The sequence below is a fragment of the Flavobacterium fluviale genome (assembly GCF_003312915.1).
Classification (GTDB): Bacteria; Bacteroidota; Bacteroidia; order Flavobacteriales; family Flavobacteriaceae; genus Flavobacterium; species Flavobacterium fluviale.
The window spans coordinates 3,074,884-3,091,966 of the sequence record NZ_CP030261.1 but is presented as its reverse complement, the minus strand read 5'-3'; the positions used below and the strand labels follow the sequence as shown (position 1 = coordinate 3,091,966).

Sequence of the window (17,083 nt, the reverse complement as noted above, 5' to 3'; positions counted from 1 at the left end):
TTAAAACCTAATCATGAATATTTATAAAAATCCATTCCTTTTATTCACTTTATCATTGTTCGTTTTAGTCTCGTGCGGTGATAAAGCAAAAAAGAATTCCGAAAACATTAAAACACTTCCTGTATACAAAGTCACATTAAAAGACACCATAGTTTCGAGCAAATTTGTTGCCGATGTACATGCTAAAAACAATGTAGAAATCCACGTTAGAATTCCTGGTTTACTAGACAAAGTTTATGTAAGCGAAGGACAAAAAGTTAAAAAAGGACAAATCTTATTTAAAATAAGCGATGTCGAACTTCAAATTCAGCTGCTGAAAGCCGAAGCTGTTTTCAAAAGCGCAAAAGCCGATTTAAGAATCGCAACGGTAGAATTAGAACAAGCACAAACTCTTTTCAATAAAAAAGTAATTGCCGACAAAGAATTAGAATTATCAAAAGCAAAACATGAAGCGGCTTCTGCGAAATTAGCCCACGCTGCCGCAGAAAGAAAAGCAATCAACCAGCAGATTAGTTTTACGACAATCCGTGCGCCGTTTGACGGAACTGTAGATAGAATTCCGTTTAAAGAAGGAAGTTTAGTAGAAAATGGTTCATTATTGACTACCGTTTCTCAGCTGGATGACGTTTACGCTTATTTTTCAATTCCTGAAAATACATATTTCCAAATGATGGAAGACAAAACTCTTAATACACAAGGAGATATAAAACTTGTCTTGCCAAACGGAATGGTTTACGATCAAAAAGGAGAACTAAGAACTGCCGACGGAGAAATCGACAGACAAACGGGTTCTATTCAATATAAAGCCAAATTTCACAATCCGCAGGGATTTATCAAACACGGAACTTCTGGTAAACTGATTATTTCAGAACCAAAAACCAATGCAATTTTAATTCCGCAGAAAGCTGTTTTTTCAATTCAGGACAAACAATACGTATTTCTAGTAAAAAAAGATGGAGTAGTTAAAATGACCAATGTTACAATTGGAAGTACTCTTGATGATGTTTATATCCTAAATGATGGTCTAAAAAATGACGACCTGATTGTACAGGAAGGTACGCAATCATTAAGAGACGGCGATAAAATCAACATCAAACAAATGTAGGTTATCGGCTTGTAAAACAGTTATTTAATTATTGATCTAAAAAAAATATAATGATAGAGTTATTTATCAAAAGAAAAATATTGTCATTAATCATCTCGGTTATGATAGTTCTTTTGGGTTTACTGGCTTTGTTCCAGCTTCCCATTACCCAATTCCCAGATATTGTACCGCCTTCTGTAACCGTAACAGCCAAATATACAGGAGCAAATGCAGAGGTTTCTGCCAACGCCGTCGCCCTTCCGCTCGAGAGAGCTATAAATGGTGTACCGGGAATGACGTATATGTCGACCGTAACTTCCAATGACGGTTTAACCTTAATCCAGGTTTTCTTCGAAGTTGGAACCGATCCCGATTTAGCGGCTGTAAATGTGCAGAACCGTGTAACAACTATATTGGACGAACTTCCCGAAGAGGTAATTCGCGCGGGTGTTACGACCGAAAAAGAGGTGAACAGTATGCTGATGTACTTGAACATTACGAGTACAGACAAAACTCAGGATGAGCAGTTTATCTTCAACTTTACAGATATTAATATCCTGCAGGAATTAAAACGTATTGATGGTGTAGGACGTGCCGAAATTATGGGGCAAAAAGAATATTCTATGCGTGTCTGGCTGGATCCGCAAAAGATGCTTTCTTATAATATTTCGGCAAATGAAGTAATCAGCTCACTTCAAAAACAAAACATTTCTGCTGCACCAGGTAAAGTGGGTGAAGGATCTGGACAGCTTGATAATCAGTTACAATATGTAATCAAATATGGCGGGAAATTTTTTGAGCCAAAACAATATGAAGAAATCCCTTTAAGAGCCAACTCTGATGGAACGATATTAAGATTAAAAGATATTTCTGTAATAGAATTTGGTTCGATGAGTTACGGAATGGTTTCTAAAACCGACGGAAGACCATCAGCATCCATTATGTTGAAACAACGTCCGGGTTCTAACGCTTCTGAAGTTATTGCGAGCGTAAAAGAAAAAATGACCGAATTAAAAGGAACTTCCTTTCCTCCGGGAATGGAATTTAATATTGCGTACGACGTTTCCCGTTTTCTAGATGCTTCTATTCATGAAGTTTTAAGAACTTTGATTGAAGCCTTTCTTTTAGTAGCCTTTGTAGTTTTCATTTTCCTGCAAGATTGGAGATCTACTTTAATTCCAGTATTGGCAGTACCTGTCGCGCTTATTGGTTCGTTTACCTTTATGTCGATGATGGGATTCTCGATCAACTTACTGACTCTTTTTGCTTTGGTACTTTCCATCGGAATTGTAGTTGATAACGCTATTGTCGTCGTCGAGGCCGTTCACGTCAAAATTTCCGAAGAACATATGGCACCGCTTGAAGCCACTATAAGTGCCATGAAAGAAATTACAGGTGCCGTAATTGCAATTACAATTGTTATGGCTGCTGTATTTATTCCCGTTGCATTTTTGAGCGGTCCAGTTGGGGTTTTCTACAGGCAGTTCTCTTTGACAATGGCGATTAGTATTGTCATTTCTGGAATTAACGCCCTTACCCTTACTCCTGCTCTTTGTGCGATTATGCTAAAAGCGCATGATCCGAATAAAGAAAAAAAATCATTATTAGATCGTTTTTTCCATAGATTCAACAATTGGTTTGATAATGTAACTTCAAAATATATTAAAGTATTAGTAAAGTTTGCCGACAGAACTTCGGTTACCGTTGGTTTACTGGTTCTTTTCTGTCTTTTTACTTGGGGAACAAGTAAATTTTTACCGTCAGGATTTATTCCGTCTGAAGATCAGGGAATGGTTTACGTAAGTGTTACCACACCGCAGGGTGCAACTGTCGAACGTACCGAAAAAGTATTGGATGAAGTAACTAAAGCGGCCAAAGGAATTCAAGGCGTCGACAACGTAACTACGCTTGCAGGATACAGCATCGTGACTGAAATTGCTGGAGCTTCGTACGGAATGGGAATGATCAACCTAAAAGACTGGAGCGATCGTGATATTTCTGTAAATGAATTTATTGCGCTTCTCAGCGAAAAAACAAAAGGCATTTCTGATGCACAAATTGAAATATTTGCACCGCCAACCGTTCCTGGTTTTGGTAATACCAGTGGTTTCGAACTTCGACTATTGGATAAATCCGGCGGAAGCATTACGAATACGGATGAAGTGACGAAAAACTTTATTAAAGAATTAAATGCTTCGCCAGAAATACAAAACTCTTTTACCAGTTTTGACGCCACTTTTCCGCAGTATTTAATTCATATTGATTACGATCTTGCGGCGAAAAAAGGAATTTCAGTAGACAATGCAATGGCAACCTTGCAGACGATGTTAGGTTCTTTTTATGCGACCAATTTTATCCGTTTTTCTCAAATGTATAAAGTGATGGTACAGGCAAGTCCACAGTTTAGAAAAAATCCTGAAAGTATTTTGGATATGTACCTAAAAAATGATGCCGGCGAAATGGTGCCGTTCTCCACTTTTATCAAATTAGAAAGAGTTTACGGTCCAGAAGTACTTACAAGATATAATATGTACATGTCGGCTATGATTAACGGAGAACCTGCAGAAGGCTACAGTTCTGGAGAAGCAATTGCTGCCGTAGAAAAAATCGCTGCAGAAAAACTCCCTAGCCGTTTTGAACTGGAATGGTCTGGTATGACGCGTGAAGAAATTTTATCAGGAAACCAAACCATCTACATTTTTGCGCTTTGTATACTATTTGTATACTTATTATTGGCCGCACAATACGAAAGTTTATTACTTCCGTTCCCTGTATTATTAAGTCTTCCTGTGGGAGTTTTTGGTTCTTATCTTGCCCTTTTGATGGTTGGATTAGACAATAACATTTACGCGCAGGTAGCACTCGTGATGCTGATTGGTCTGCTCGCCAAAAATGCGATTCTAATTGTAGAATTTGCAATGGCACAAAACAAAATAGGAAGAGATATTACAGAAGCCGCGATTGAAGGTGCTAGACTTCGTTTCAGACCAATTTTGATGACTTCTTTTGCTTTTATTTCAGGATTGATTCCGCTGTGTATTGCTTCTGGTGCGGGGGCTGTAGGTAACCGTTCCATCGGAACTGCGGCTGCAGGCGGTATGTTAATTGGAACTGTGTTTGGTCTGGTAATTATTCCAGGACTTTACATTTTGTTTGCCAAACTTGAAAAAGCAATGAATAAATCTAAAGCATAATTTTTTTTTAAACATAGATACATAGAATTTAGAAATAGTAGAAAAGCGTTTCACTTTTTTTTAAGTCACATAGCAATGTGTTAGAAACTGGTTTCTTTCAATCCCTTTTCTAAAAAAACTATGTTTCTATGTGTTGAATCAATTACGCTGCAGATTAAACAAATAAATTAAACAATGAAAGAGATATTAAATCAATATAAAAATGCTAATACGCAGTTTTTAAGGACAACCAGAAGTGCGTTTATAATAACTGGGGTTTTACTTTTAACGGCTTGTTCTGCGCCAAAAGTGAGCGATAAATTGACTGCTGCAAAACTTCCTGAGAATTTTGACGCGAAGAGAAAAGACAGTATAAATAATGCTTCGACTTTTATTCCATTAAAAACAGAAACCTTTTTTAAAGATCCAAAATTAGAGCAGTTACTAAAGAAAGCTATCGCTCAAAATCCGGATTATTTAATTATGCAGGAAAGGATTTTAATTGCCAATTCGCATTTAAAAGTGGCAAAATTAGCACTTCTCCCTTCTTTAGACTTAGTTGCAGATGCTTCTGGAACGCGTTATGGAAAATATACAATGGATGGAGTTGGTAATTTTGATACCAATTTTTCACAAAATATCAGCGACAAACAAAGAATTAATGAAGACCTCACTCCTAACCTTTTTCTAGGTGGAAAAGTTTCTTGGGAAGCTGATATTTGGGGAAAACTGAGCAACCGTAAGAAAGCAGCAAAGCAAAGATATTTTGCTTCTCAGGCAGGAATGCGACTATTGCAGACCCGCCTTTTAAGCGACGCCGCCGATTTGTATTTCAAACTTATTGCTTTAGACAAACAAGCTGCGATTTACGATAAAAACCTCACAACCCAAGAAAGAGCACTTGATATTGTTTCTGCTCAAAGATCGGTTGGAAAAGCTACGGAATTGGCTGTACAGCAGTTTAATGCGCAAAATAATAACATCCATGCCCAGGCATCTGAACTGAAATTAAGCATCGACCAAACCGAAAAAGCTTTGTTGACGCTTTTGGGTGAATACGGCGGAAAAATCGATAGAAGCAGTGACTTTTTATCGGGACATTTAGAAGTTTTAAACCAAAAAATAAGTGTAGATTCTATCATTCATAAAAGACCAGATGTTGCAGAAGCATATTTCGAATTATTAGCCAGCAACGCCGATGCAAAATCCGCAAGAGCTGCCTTTTTCCCAACCTTAAATTTAGGCGGCTATGCAGGTTTCAATTCGTTTTCTTTCAATACTTTTTTTGATGCTGGATCTTTTGCCTGGCAGATATTAGGCGGTTTAACAGCTCCTGTTTTCAATAAAGGACAAATTAAACAGGAATTTTATGTTTCTAACCGAAGACAGGAAATTTCGTTTCTTCAATATCAAAATACAATCACAACTGCTTTCAACGAATTAAGCGCTTTATTGCATAGAAATGAAGCTTTTGAAGATGTTTTGAAATACAAATTGAAAGAAATCGATCATCTTGAAATTGCTGTAAACGTTTCTAACGATTTGTATTTGAGCGGTTATGCCAATTATCTCGAAATTATTAATGCGCAGAAAAACAAACTGCAGGCAGAACTTGATTTTGTTGATATTCAGTTACGAAATGCCAATTCTCAAGTACTATTGTACAAAGCTTTAGGCGGAGGAATTAATTAGTTTATATATTGGTCAAAAACTGTTCTTTTTTTAGCTCATCAAGAATACAGTTTTATATCCCATTTGTTCGGCAGATGGGATTTTTTTTGAATGAAATTTTCTGTTCGTTGTTACAACTATTATCTTTATTCTAAATTACTAAAAAAGCAACAATGGATATTGCCCATATTCTTGATCATATTTACAAACTTCCCGAGCATTCTAAACTGGCTTTAGAAAATAATGTCCGAAAAATGGCTTTTCCTAAAGGTTATATTTTACTGAGAGCCAATAAAATAGAATCAAATATTTATTTTATAAAAAAAGGATTGGTCAGAGCATTTATTGAAAGGGATAATGAAGTTACTTTTTGGTTTGGAAAAGAAGGCGAAACCGTGATTTCGATGAAAAGTTATGTCGAAGAACAGCCTGGATATGAAACGATCGAACTTCTGGAGGACTGCGAATTGTACGAATTAAAGACGGAAAACCTTAGAAAACTCTTTAACGAAGATGTTCATATTGCGAACTGGGGACGAAAATTTGCTGAAAAAGAATTAATAAAAACGGAAGAACGTTTGATTTCCAGACAATTCAAAAATGCATCAGAACGTTATCTCGAACTCATGAAAGATCATCCGGAACTGCTTCAAAGAGTACAATTAGGACATATTGCTTCTTATCTGGGCATTACGCAAGTCAGTTTAAGCCGAATAAGAGCGGAATTAAAATAAATTTATTTTTTATCATTTGTTAAATTTTTTCTGAACTTCATAAAGGAACTTTGCACCACAAAATTTTAACGATATGAACTGGATTATTTTAATCATTGCAGGCTTATTTGAAGTAGCTTTTGCAGCTTGTCTGGGAAAGGCAAAAGAAACTACAGGAACAGAAATGTACTATTGGTATATTGGATTTTTTATTTCCTTAACCTTGAGCATGCTTTTGCTGATGAAAGCAACAGAAACACTTCCGCTGGGAACTGCGTACGCGGTATGGACAGGAATTGGCGCAGTTGGAACTGTCCTCGTTGGTATTTTTGTTTTTAAAGAACCTGCAGCTTTCTGGAGATTATTCTTTTTGGCAACTTTAGTAGGTTCTATTGTTGGTTTAAAAGCGGTTTCTCACTAAAAAAATATTATACGAATTAGATACAACTTTGTCAAAGTTTCGAACTTTGACAAAGTTTTTTTGTTTTAAACACATAGGAATTACCCCAATCTTGTCATTTCGAGGAACGAGGAATCACACGTGGGATTCGACAAAGATTGTAGGCATTTTGTGTGGAGTTTCTAGTGTGATTCCTCGTTCCTCGGAATGACAAACTGTTCGTAAAGCTTTAAAATACAGCCCAAAGTTTCCACTTTAGTTTTGTGTTTTCAGCTTGGAATTTGGAATTTAAAATTTTGGAATTTAAAAAACTAATGCGTTTTCAACATCACATGATAAAAAAATAGCATTTTACATCATTAGTCTTCCTTTTATCTTTGTCAAAAAAAGCATTACAAAACACATGAAGTTTAGCCATACCATTAAATCATTTGAGGAACTCACCAATCAGGAACTATATCAAATGTTACGTTTACGGAGTGAAGTTTTTGTTGTCGAACAAAACTGTCCTTATTTAGACTTAGACAATAAAGACCAAAAGAGTTTTCATCTTTTATACTGTGTCAATGACCAATTAGCTGGCTGTACACGTTTACTTCCTGCAGGTTTATCATATGATGAAATAGCAATTGGACGAGTTGTGATTGACAAAACACATCGCGGATCGGGTTTAGGAGTAAAAATAATGGAAGCTTCAATTGCAGGCTGTCAGGAAAAATTTGGCGAAGGACCAATTCGAATCAGCGCTCAATATCATTTGTCGAAATTTTACCAATCAGTTGGATTTGTTGAGCAAGGCGAAGTTTATGATGAAGACGGAATTCCGCATATCGAGATGCTCCGAATTTAATAAATTACGGCAGAATCAGCTTTAAAACATTGGCTAATACAGGATTATGATCTTCGGTTCTCCAATTGATATACAAATCAGTCTCTAAAGGAAGTTTTATAAATCGAATACCCGAGATTTCATGGAAAAGATAAGAATCTGGAAGAATTGCAATTCCGAGTCCTTTTCGAACCAAGGCAATAATTGCAGAACCGAATTCGGAATGAAGATATACTTCTGGCGCATTTTCAAAAGAATTGAATAATCGTTGTATTAAATCGCTGTAACTGCTGCCTTCATCGTTAGTTGGCAGTATGAACTTTTGAGAAGCAAGTGTTTCTTTGGTAAGATCTTCGACAGTTTGATACGGATGGTTTTCAGGAACTACAATCGCCAAATTATCAGTATGGATTTTTTCTGATCGAATATCCCGCGAATTATTAATATCTCTGGTAATAGCCAAATCGATTTTATAATTTTGCAGATATTCCTGCTGATTTTCATACAAAACCTGAACCAATTTGATTTTTAATTTTGGAAAAGCATTCGAAATACGGGACAAAATATCAGGCATAAGCGAAGCCGAAATAGAATCGGGATGCGAAATAGTAATAGTACCGCTCTCCCCTAACTGAATCTGGCGTGCCGACTGATGAATGAATTCGAGTTTACTCATTTCGACTTCCCATTTTTCTTTTAAAAACTGGCCGGCTGCAGTGAGTTTGACATTTCGTTTGTTACGTTCAAACAACTGAACGCCAAGCTGATTTTCGAGGGACTGAATCTGTCGGCTCAATGCCGATTGGGTAATATTCATTTTTCCGGCGGTATTCCAAAAATGAAGTTCGCGTGATAAAGCTAGAAAATATTTAATTTGCTGTAAATCCATTGATGCAATTTACGCATTTATTAAAAACAAAAAATAGGTTTTAATGCATTAAAGAATAAAAAATAATGAGCACACTAGAAATAAAAAAAGCAGCTGTTAAAGATTTAGAAGCTCTTCAATTAATTGGAAGACAAACTTTTTCAGAAACTTTCGCAGAGGTAAACAACGAAGAAAATATGATTAAATATTTGGAAGAAAGTTTCGCCGACGAAAAATTAACTGCTGAACTTAACAATGCAGATTCCCACTTTTACTTAGCCGAACTTGACAACAAAATAATTGGGTACTTAAAATTAAATACCGGCGATGCACAAACCGAAAAACAAGATCGCAACGCTCTTGAAATAGAACGCATTTACGTCGCAAAAGAATTTCATGGTAAAAAAATTGCGCAGGCACTTTATGCACAGGCTTTACAAACTGCTGCAGAACTAAAAGCTGTATACATTTGGCTTGGCGTTTGGGAAAATAATCATAGAGCGGTTAGCTTTTATACTAAAAATGGTTTTATTCAGTTTGATACCCATATTTTCAGATTGGGCGACGACGAACAAACTGATTTATTGATGAAGAAAGATTTAATACACTAAAGTAAAAAGCAATAATTGCTCAACAAAATGGAAAGAAAACAACTTTTACTGATTTTACTAATCATCGGCACTGGCTTTTGGGGTATCTCCTATTCTGTCACTAAAATGGCAATTGGAGATTATTCTCCAAACACTTTTTTGTTTTATCGTTTCCTTTTGGCCGTTATAGTTTTAACTATTATTTTTTGGAAATATGTTAGAAAAACAAATTTAGAAGCGGTTAAAACAGGGGCAATTTTAGCTTTTCCAATGTTTTTAGGAATTCAGCTTCAAACAGTTGGACTTAAATACAGCGATGCTTCGCAATGTTCTTTTATCGCTGGATTAACCGTTATCATTATTCCATTAATGAAACTGGCGGTCTATAAAACCAATGCATCCTTAAAAATATGGATTGCAGCCTTAACTGCTTTAACTGGTTTATTTATTATAGCCATACAAGATAAATTCACAATAAATATTGGAGATCTATTTACTATTGCAGGTGCTTTTGCTTTTGCCGTTTATTTAATTACTGTCGAAAAACATTCGGTTTTAAAGAATCTGCTGTATTCGATTGTTCCCATGTTTGCATTTTGCGCGCTGTTTACTTTTTGTCTCGCAATAACAGATTCTCAAGCGGTTTGGTTTCCAAAAAACGATACGTTTTGGCTTGGTGTTGTTTATTGTGCGCTTTTTTCTACTGCTTATATGTATACCGTTTCGAATATTTCTCAGCGATATTTATCTGCAGAACGTGTAGCTGTAATTTATTTGTTTGAACCTGTTTTTGGAGCAATTGGCGCTTTTTTTATTTTGGGAGAAAATCTTTCTTGGCGTCTGCTTTTGGGAGGAACTCTCATTTTTGCCGCAACAATTATTTCCGAAGTAAATTTTAAAAGTTCTAAAATCAATTTTTTGGCTAAGAAAAACTAGAATCTAAACTTAAAATGGTTCTCGCAGATTAGGCAGATTTTGTCTCATTTGATCTGCGTAACTGCGAGATCTGCGAGAAAAAAACTTTCCCCAAAAAAAACTCTTATTTTAATTTCTAAATAAGAGTTTTTTTTTATCCACTATATAGGCAGCAAAGTATCTTCTGGGTCACATGGAAAATAAATAACTATATCAGTTCCCACACCAGGTTTTCCTTCTGCATGAATATCACCTCCAACGGCCTGCATAATTTTTTTACATAACGCCAGACCAACACCAGAGCCAGTATAATGTTCCTGAGTATGAAGTCTTGTAAAAACCTTAAAAATAGATTCGGCATATTTTTGCTCAAAACCAATTCCGTTATCAGAAAAACGGACCCAATGACAGTATACTTTATACTTATCATGTATGAGTACAGGTTCTTGAGAAGCTGTAATTTTTATTTTAGGCTTTCTATCAACAGAAGCATATTTTAATGAATTCTGAAAGATATTAATGAATAACTGCCTCATTAAAAATCCAATAGCATGAACTTCTGGAAGCTTTTCAGACTCAATTTCGGCATTGCTTTCGGAGAGCGCTTCAGACATTTCTTTAATTGTAGATTCTAAAATTTCATTCAGATCTACTTCCTGTAAAGTTTCTCTCGTATTTTTTATTCGGGTATATTTTAGAATATCTTCTAATAAACCGCTCATTCTATTAGCAGATTTTGAAACGCGCTGTAAAGAATTTGAAATAGATTCTGTTGAAATAACGTCTAGTTCAGATAACATTTTTGAGGTGATCAGCTGAATTTTACGTAAAGGTTCCTGCAGATCATGTGTACTGATCCAGTTGATGTTTTCGAGTTCCGAATTGGTTTCCTTTAATATTTCGCTTTGGTTGCGGTATTTTTCCTCTTCTTCGCTCAACATAATCAAAATTAACTGATTATGTAAGTTGTGTGCATACTGGGCAGCGCTGTTAATTTCATATTTAGCCCAATGAGTACTTTGGTTTTTAATAATTTGTTTCCAAATTTCGAACGAATTTCTAGGATGAAGTCCGTTACTGTCATAAATAATACTTTTCTCTGGATCTCCGCCCCAATTAACCTCTAAAATAGTTTCTGGTCTGTACCAAATTATATTAGAATTAACTCCTAGAGAATGATAAATAATACCAGCGAAATTAGAATTTTCTGCTATTTCTGGAAAATCCTCAATGATTTTATTCGTTACAAAAATATCGTTGTTTATTTTATTCTCGATAATTTCTGTTAACGATGTAATCTCTTCATCAGAAGGTGTTAATCCGTTTTTATAAATTTTTCCTCGATACAAAATAGAAACTCCAGATGCATTGCAAATATTTAAAAGCTGAGGAGCATTTATTATAATATCTAATGAATGCTGCAAAATAGGCAGTTCTAGACCGGTCATTTGTTCTAATGCTTCAATTGTTTTTTGAGCATTCACATTCTCATCATTAGATTGTCTAATATCTATTTGCGAAGTAATGAACTGGCCCTGCAATTTGGCTGCAAGTCTAATTTCGGGAGATATATTTTTTTCTGAGTAATGATGGCATGCAATTAATCCCCACAATCTACCGTGATGAATAAGTGAGATTGTAAGCGTTGCGCCAACACCAATATTTTTTAAATATTCTACGTGAATTGGTGACGTGCTTCGTAATATAGAAAGACTTAAATCTAGATTTTTATTTTCTTTATCGTCAACAGTAAAAATTGGAACAGGCTTATAATTGATGTCAACAATTAATCTCAGCTGATTTTTAATGTATAATTCTCTTGCCTGTGCGGGAATATCAGTATGCGGGTAGTGCAATCCTAGAAATGGTTCTAAGTCTTCACGGCAGTCTTCGGCATACACTTCGCCATTATACTGCTCATCAAAACGATAAATCATTACACGATCGTAACCCGTAATTTCGCGGGTTCCATGAGCCACAAGGGCACACAAATCTTTGAGTGATTTGGTTTTATTCATCTGACTAACAAACTGAATCGTTTGCTTGTAAACATCTGCAAGTCCTTCTTTGTCAGCAAATAACAACTCAGCTTCTAGAACATAAATTTCATTGCTTTTATGAATATTTATTTGAAAAAGCCTTCCCAGCAATTTGATCTCTAAAGGAAAAGCATCCTGAACTTCATCACCTTTGATATATGCTGAAATTTCTTCCTCAGCTATAGATCCAAAAATCTCTTTAAAATATTTTCCTAAAACCTGACTATGAAGCAGTTTAAAATAGGACGAAATGTTTTCTGAACAAAAATCTATTTTCCACTCGGCATTAATACCAATTAAAAAACCATGAGGCTGAATCTGCCCAGGTATATGTATAGGTTCATGCTCACAATTGGTTAAATTAACAATATCCCGATTAACTATATCTTTAATCTTCATTCTTTTTTATCTGCTCTCAAAGTGATTATAAATACTATCAAAAGCAAATACAGCTCCCTCTATTATAGCATCTCCACAATTATTCTGTTGTTCGTATTCTGATAGAAAGTTTAGGAAAGATTTCCAAAAACTTCCTGTTTTATCTCCGTAACCATTAAAATAAGAAACGCCTTTATCTCCAGAAAGTTGCGGCACTTTTGAAACATTTTTCAAAATAAATCTGCCGCCAAGTGTAGAACCTTCAACCACGTATAAAATTCCAAGAGCAAAAGGAATAGAAATATTTTCAGTTTTAAAAACTTTCTCAAAACTAGTCACATCACAGTTTAAATAAGAAAGATCAGCTTCAATAAGCTGTTTTTTTCTTCTCTGTTCCAAATCATCTAATAGTCCAGAAAATAATGGAAAAACAGTTTCTTCAGTATCAGCATGAACGTCATGCATTAAATTTAGATATTTAGCGTATTCCTCAATTTTCATATCTGGAGACATAATGGACATGGAAACAGGAAGTTCTTCTAATTTTTTATGTGAATCGGCAGTCTGTGTTTTCAAATCATTCAGAAAACTTGAGGCTACTGTAGTTGAATTTGTATTCATTATTTTACTATTACTTATTGGGAGGAATCTATGTCGACTCTTTCTACAAATTTAGAAAAAAAACATTAGTAATAATTTTAAAAATACAGGTTTATAAAATCAAAGTATTATTTGTAATTATTCTTCGATCAAACAAATTTCAAAAACAGTTTTTTCCTTCTCATTTTTGTAGAGAATATAACCTCCATGGGCTTCTATAATATTTTTAGATAATGTTAAACCTATACCCGCACCTTCGTTTCGAGTGGTAAAAAATGGCAGAAATATTTTGTCTTCAATTTCCTTTTCGATTCCTTTACCGTTGTCTGCAATTTTTATAAAAACCCTATTTTCTTTGGCTTCTGCCGAAATTGTAATTTGCTTTAGACTGCTGTTTTCTAATGCATTAATTGAGTTGGTCATCAAATTAATCAAAACTTGTTCTGTTTGCTGCGGGTCGACATTTATTTCGTATTTGAGCGAAATTGTATTTTTAACTTCAATGTTCTCTTTTCGGAATAATGGATTCATAATTTTAAGGCAGGTAGCGATCAAATCCTGCAATTCGATTTTTTCTTTTTTTGGAGAAGGGAGCATCGCCAATTTGCGATAACCTTCAACAAACTTCTGCAAATGATCGCTTCGTCTGAGCATTGTTTCTACACTGGTTTTTATATCGTCTAAATCTTCTGTTGAAAGCGAATCCTGCTCTACTAAATCCTGAAGATTCTGGCAGATGGAACGAATTGGCGTGATTGAATTGAGAAGTTCATGCGAAATCACTTTCATTAAATTAATCCAGGCGTCTTTTTCTTTTTTCTCGACAACATTCTGAATCGAATCTAATAAAATAATAAAATAATCCTGCTCAAAAATCTCTGTACGCGACGCCTGCAATACAAATGTCTGCTTGTGCTGTTCGTTTATGCTGATTTCGATTGCCGTTTTTATTTCGTTGAAATCATCCTCTTCAATAATTTCACATAAGGCAGGAAGCTGATTTTTTAAATATTTCCATTTTGAAACTTTTGGCACATTAAAATGATTTGAAAAGTAATCATTCATTAAAAAAATGTTCCAGTCTTTTTCCTGTCTCTGCAAAATGACCACGCCAGTTTCGATATTATTTAAGATTGAACGGTAAATAATATCTTTAGAAATCTGTTCGTTCTGCTTGTTTTTCAGTTTTTCATACAATTGGAACAAATCATTATAGCTTCTATTAAATTTATGTTTAGAAAAATCTGAAGTAAAATCGTCCTGAAGTATTGAAGCAATTGTTTTATCGTAGATCATGACAAAATTTCGAACATAAAAATACATTTCGCGCACCAGCAGAAAAACCATGCAAAGCCCGAAAATACCAGTAAAAAGCAAACCAATTTTAAAGAAATAAATCGAAAATTCTATTCCTGCCACAATCAAAATTAACCGCAGAAAAAGGAGTTTATAGGTTTGTAAAATCTTAAACATATTAGCTGATATTGATATTATATTTTTCTAAACGTCGGTATAAAGCACCTCTTGAAAGTCCCAATTCCTCGGCAGTTTTACTAATGTTATTATTGTTTTTAAGAAGCGCCTTTTCGACAGTTGCTTTTTCAATAGAAGAAAGCTGGATATCATCTGAGTGATCTTCATAAGGCGTTATAAAATCTAAATCCAGATCCGAAATTGTAATGATGTTGTTTTCGCAAAGAATAACAGCACGCTCGATTTTATTTTCCATTTCGCGGATGTTTCCGTTCCAAGCATGTTTTTCAATTTGTTCTAAAACTTTTTTATCAAAAGAAATTTCATCCCTTCCGTATTTTTCAATCATTTTATCCAAAAGATATTCGGCAAGCGGGATTTTATCTTCGTTTCTTTCGCGCAATGGGGGCAGTATAATTTCCATCGTATTTATGCGATAATACAAGTCTTCACGGAAGTTTTTATCCGCCACTTCCAATTTTAAATTCAAATTGGTTGCTGTAATAATTCTAACGTTTAAAGGTCTTGCTTTTGTTTCGCCTAATCTGGTTACGGTTTTGGTTTGAATAACCTGTAGTAATTTAGATTGTAAATGAAGCGGTACATTTCCTATTTCATCTAGAAAAATAGTTCCGTTCTGCGCCATTTCAAAACGTCCGGGTGTATCTGTTTTGGCATCTGTAAAAGCGCCTTTTGCGTAACCAAATAATTCGCTTTCGAAAATGTTAGAATTTAAAGAACCTAAATCAACCGCAATAAAAGGCTGGTTTTTTCTGTCAGACTGCGAATAAATATGATGCGCCAGAACAAATTTCCCCGTTCCGTTTTCACCCAAAATCAAAACATTGGCATCGGTTTTTGCCACTTTATCTGCCAGCGAATAAGCCTTTTTAATAATCTCAGAACTGCCTATAAAAAAGTCGTTTTTAATCTCAATATCTTTAACTTTTCGTTGTTCTTTACGAGATTTATCTACGGCTTGTTTAACCGATTCTAAGAGTTTTTTGTTTTCCCAAGGCTTTAAAATATAATCAAAAGCACCCGACTTTAAACCTTCAACAGCAGTTTCTACTTTTCCAAACGCAGTCATTAAAATGACGACTGTTTTGGGCGAAAGTGTCTTTATTTCTTTTAATAAGTACAAACCTTCTCTCCCATCTTCAAAACCTATCCTGTAATTCATGTCCAATAAAACAACATCTATGGTATTTTTTGCCAGTAATTCGACAATATTTTTTGGATTATTGAGTGTATAAATGTTTTCAAAATACTTTTTCAGGTAAACTTTCGACGCAAAAAGTATGTCTTCCTGATCGTCTATGATTAAAATAGATGCGTTTGTCTTTTTCATTGTTGTTCGGTTTTGGACGAAAGGTGTCCATTTGTGGACAGTTTAGATTTTTTTCAATAAATAAAACATTAAAAACAAAGCAGTTACAACGTTTAAATTATTGGCACGAAAATCACATTAAAACTGGTAAATCATTAATTATTAAAGCCTTTCGAAAGTTAAAATAACAAAATAATTAGGTACAAATTACAATGTAAATTGTCTTAATTTTCAAACTTGTTTCTTTCACTTTTGAAAGCATTAAATTTTAAATAGAAAATCAATCAAAAATCAAAAACACCAATTATGATTAGTATTACAAAGCTTTCAAAAGTATTTAGAACAGAAGAATTAGAAACCAGAGCATTAAGCGAAATTTCATTAACAATCAACCAAGGCGATTTTGTTTCGATTATGGGACCTTCTGGAAGCGGAAAATCCACATTACTGAACATCATCGGACTTTTGGACAGCGCTTCTGACGGAAGTTATAAATTATTAGATCAGGAAATGATCGGCTTAAAAGAAAAAGCAAAGTCGCAAGCCAGAAAAGAAAACATCGGATTCATCTTTCAGAATTTCAATCTAATTGACGAATTATCGGTTTATGATAATATAGAATTACCGCTGATTTATAATAATGTTCCTTCTGCCGAGAGAAAGAAAAAAGTAAATGCTATTGCAGACAAACTAGGAATTTCACATCGTCTAAAGCATTTTCCACAACAGCTTTCGGGCGGGCAACAACAGCGTGTTGCCGTGGCTAGAGCTTTAATCAATAATCCAAAAATTATTCTGGCCGATGAGCCGACAGGAAATCTGGACAGCAAAAACGGTAATGAGGTAATGGAATTATTGACAGATTTACATGCCAACGGTGCAACAATCTTAATGGTAACGCACTCTGATTATGATGCTTCTTTTTCGCAGAGGACAATTTTAATGAAGGACGGAATGATTCTTTCTGAAAAATTAAATCATAGAAATGTGGATGTTTTGGTAACTTCTAAAAACTAAAAC

General features: G+C 34.8%; 14 protein-coding genes. 9 read left to right on the top strand and 5 right to left on the bottom strand.

Annotated features, from left to right (window positions below):
- Positions 1-13: 13 nt before the first annotated feature.
- The 6 genes from HYN86_RS13620 (at position 14) to HYN86_RS13595 (ending at position 7,891) form a co-directional block, all read left to right on the top strand.
- On the top strand, positions 14-1,105 hold the full coding sequence (locus tag HYN86_RS13620) for an efflux RND transporter periplasmic adaptor subunit (protein ID WP_057118288.1): 1,092 nt from the start codon (positions 14-16) through the stop codon (positions 1,103-1,105).
- 50 nt (positions 1,106-1,155) lie between these two features.
- Entirely contained in the window at positions 1,156-4,278 is a 3,123-nt protein-coding gene (locus tag HYN86_RS13615) for an efflux RND transporter permease subunit (RefSeq protein WP_113678523.1), read from the top strand.
- Between the two features lie 174 nt (positions 4,279-4,452).
- On the top strand, positions 4,453-5,949 hold the full coding sequence (locus HYN86_RS13610; protein ID WP_113678522.1) for a TolC family protein: 1,497 nt from the start codon (positions 4,453-4,455) through the stop codon (positions 5,947-5,949).
- A gap of 152 nt (positions 5,950-6,101) precedes the next feature.
- A complete protein-coding gene (locus tag HYN86_RS13605; protein WP_113678521.1) occupies positions 6,102-6,662 on the top strand; it encodes a Crp/Fnr family transcriptional regulator in 561 nt (186 codons plus the stop codon).
- 73 nt (positions 6,663-6,735) lie between these two features.
- Complete coding sequence (locus HYN86_RS13600) at positions 6,736-7,062, top strand: DMT family transporter (protein WP_113678520.1); 327 nt, start codon at positions 6,736-6,738, stop codon at positions 7,060-7,062.
- 382 nt (positions 7,063-7,444) lie between these two features.
- Positions 7,445-7,891: a GNAT family N-acetyltransferase gene (locus tag HYN86_RS13595; protein WP_113678519.1), complete on the top strand. Its 447-nt coding sequence runs from the start codon at positions 7,445-7,447 to the stop codon at positions 7,889-7,891.
- Positions 7,892-7,895: 4 nt separating this feature from the next.
- On the opposite strand, the gene HYN86_RS13590 is transcribed toward HYN86_RS13595, so the two are convergent.
- On the bottom strand, positions 7,896-8,759 hold the full coding sequence (locus tag HYN86_RS13590) for a LysR family transcriptional regulator (RefSeq protein WP_057118293.1): 864 nt from the start codon (positions 8,757-8,759) through the stop codon (positions 7,896-7,898).
- Between the two features lie 65 nt (positions 8,760-8,824).
- Here HYN86_RS13590 and HYN86_RS13585 point away from each other — a divergent pair, with 65 nt between their 5' ends.
- Both HYN86_RS13585 and HYN86_RS13580 read left to right on the top strand, forming a co-directional pair.
- The gene (locus tag HYN86_RS13585) at positions 8,825-9,349 is read left to right on the top strand and encodes a GNAT family N-acetyltransferase (RefSeq protein WP_113678518.1); all 525 of its coding nucleotides are present in this window, start codon (positions 8,825-8,827) and stop codon (positions 9,347-9,349) included.
- Between the two features lie 27 nt (positions 9,350-9,376).
- Positions 9,377-10,264: a DMT family transporter gene (locus tag HYN86_RS13580; RefSeq protein WP_113678517.1), complete on the top strand. Its 888-nt coding sequence runs from the start codon at positions 9,377-9,379 to the stop codon at positions 10,262-10,264.
- Positions 10,265-10,404: 140 nt separating this feature from the next.
- Here HYN86_RS13580 and HYN86_RS13575 read toward each other — a convergent pair whose 3' ends face one another.
- The 4 genes from HYN86_RS13575 to HYN86_RS13560 all read right to left on the bottom strand — a co-directional run bounded on the left by HYN86_RS13575 (position 10,405) and on the right by HYN86_RS13560 (position 16,084).
- Positions 10,405-12,681, bottom strand: a complete 2,277-nt coding sequence (locus HYN86_RS13575; protein ID WP_113678516.1) for an ATP-binding protein — start codon at positions 12,679-12,681, stop codon at positions 10,405-10,407.
- A gap of 6 nt (positions 12,682-12,687) precedes the next feature.
- The gene (locus HYN86_RS13570) at positions 12,688-13,281 is read right to left on the bottom strand and encodes a biliverdin-producing heme oxygenase (protein WP_113678515.1); all 594 of its coding nucleotides are present in this window, start codon (positions 13,279-13,281) and stop codon (positions 12,688-12,690) included.
- A gap of 117 nt (positions 13,282-13,398) precedes the next feature.
- Positions 13,399-14,733 (bottom strand): sensor histidine kinase, encoded by a 1,335-nt coding sequence (locus tag HYN86_RS13565; protein WP_113678514.1) that lies wholly within the window; start codon positions 14,731-14,733, stop codon positions 13,399-13,401.
- Position 14,734: 1 nt separating this feature from the next.
- Positions 14,735-16,084, bottom strand: a complete 1,350-nt coding sequence (locus HYN86_RS13560; RefSeq protein ID WP_113678513.1) for a sigma-54-dependent transcriptional regulator — start codon at positions 16,082-16,084, stop codon at positions 14,735-14,737.
- A gap of 285 nt (positions 16,085-16,369) precedes the next feature.
- On the opposite strand from HYN86_RS13560, the gene HYN86_RS13555 reads away from it, so the two are divergent.
- Positions 16,370-17,080 (top strand): ABC transporter ATP-binding protein, encoded by a 711-nt coding sequence (locus HYN86_RS13555; protein WP_113678512.1) that lies wholly within the window; start codon positions 16,370-16,372, stop codon positions 17,078-17,080.
- Positions 17,081-17,083: the final 3 nt, after the last annotated feature.

What these genes read in the sequence shown, in the direction of transcription:
- HYN86_RS13605 (WP_113678521.1), top strand. Translation starts at nt 6,102, where the DNA reads ATGGATATTGCCCATATTCTTGATCATATTTACAAACTTCCCGAGCAT.
- HYN86_RS13575 (WP_113678516.1), bottom strand. Translation starts at nt 12,681, where the DNA reads ATGAAGATTAAAGATATAGTTAATCGGGATATTGTTAATTTAACCAAT.
- HYN86_RS13555 (WP_113678512.1), top strand. Translation starts at nt 16,370, where the DNA reads ATGATTAGTATTACAAAGCTTTCAAAAGTATTTAGAACAGAAGAATTA.
- HYN86_RS13585 (WP_113678518.1), top strand. Translation starts at nt 8,825, where the DNA reads ATGAGCACACTAGAAATAAAAAAAGCAGCTGTTAAAGATTTAGAAGCT.
- HYN86_RS13565 (WP_113678514.1), bottom strand. Translation starts at nt 14,733, where the DNA reads ATGTTTAAGATTTTACAAACCTATAAACTCCTTTTTCTGCGGTTAATT.
- HYN86_RS13595 (WP_113678519.1), top strand. Translation starts at nt 7,445, where the DNA reads ATGAAGTTTAGCCATACCATTAAATCATTTGAGGAACTCACCAATCAG.
- HYN86_RS13600 (WP_113678520.1), top strand. Translation starts at nt 6,736, where the DNA reads ATGAACTGGATTATTTTAATCATTGCAGGCTTATTTGAAGTAGCTTTT.
- HYN86_RS13580 (WP_113678517.1), top strand. Translation starts at nt 9,377, where the DNA reads ATGGAAAGAAAACAACTTTTACTGATTTTACTAATCATCGGCACTGGC.
- HYN86_RS13610 (WP_113678522.1), top strand. Translation starts at nt 4,453, where the DNA reads ATGAAAGAGATATTAAATCAATATAAAAATGCTAATACGCAGTTTTTA.
- HYN86_RS13590 (WP_057118293.1), bottom strand. Translation starts at nt 8,759, where the DNA reads ATGGATTTACAGCAAATTAAATATTTTCTAGCTTTATCACGCGAACTT.
- HYN86_RS13615 (WP_113678523.1), top strand. Translation starts at nt 1,156, where the DNA reads ATGATAGAGTTATTTATCAAAAGAAAAATATTGTCATTAATCATCTCG.
- HYN86_RS13620 (WP_057118288.1), top strand. Translation starts at nt 14, where the DNA reads ATGAATATTTATAAAAATCCATTCCTTTTATTCACTTTATCATTGTTC.
- HYN86_RS13560 (WP_113678513.1), bottom strand. Translation starts at nt 16,084, where the DNA reads ATGAAAAAGACAAACGCATCTATTTTAATCATAGACGATCAGGAAGAC.
- HYN86_RS13570 (WP_113678515.1), bottom strand. Translation starts at nt 13,281, where the DNA reads ATGAATACAAATTCAACTACAGTAGCCTCAAGTTTTCTGAATGATTTG.